The 341-nt window shown below is 68.6% G+C and carries 1 pseudogene; it reads left to right on the top strand.

The window, feature by feature from the left end:
• Positions 1 to 27: 27 nt before the first annotated feature.
• Positions 28 to 341 (top strand): annotated as a pseudogene (locus GV790_RS29335) (undecaprenyl-phosphate alpha-N-acetylglucosaminyl 1-phosphate transferase); the annotation flags it as partial.

Raw genomic sequence — 341 nt, 5'->3', positions numbered from 1 at the left:
GTATCGCGAGTGATCGCGGTTCACGCGTTGGGTAGTTCCGGTGCCGTCGTTCCGCTGCGTGAGCTGCTGCTGGTGCTGTTGGTCTCCACGGTGGTCACCTTCCTCGCCACCGGCGGGATCAGGGTGCTTGCCATCGGTTTCGGCGCGGTCGCCGTCCCACGCGAGCGCGACGTGCACGTCAAGCCGATCCCGCGGATGGGTGGCGTCGGCATGTACCTCGGCGTGGTGGCGGCGGTGCTGTTCGCCCACCAGCTGCCCGCGCTGCGTCGCGGGTTCGACTACCGGCCCGATATCACCGCGGTGCTGGTCGCGGCGACGATTATCGTCGCGGTCGGCATCGT

Source organism: Nocardia cyriacigeorgica, assembly GCF_010858045.1.
In the GTDB taxonomy this organism is placed as follows: domain Bacteria; phylum Actinomycetota; class Actinomycetes; order Mycobacteriales; family Mycobacteriaceae; genus Nocardia; species Nocardia cyriacigeorgica_E.
This window is presented reverse-complemented; position numbering and strand designations above follow the sequence as displayed.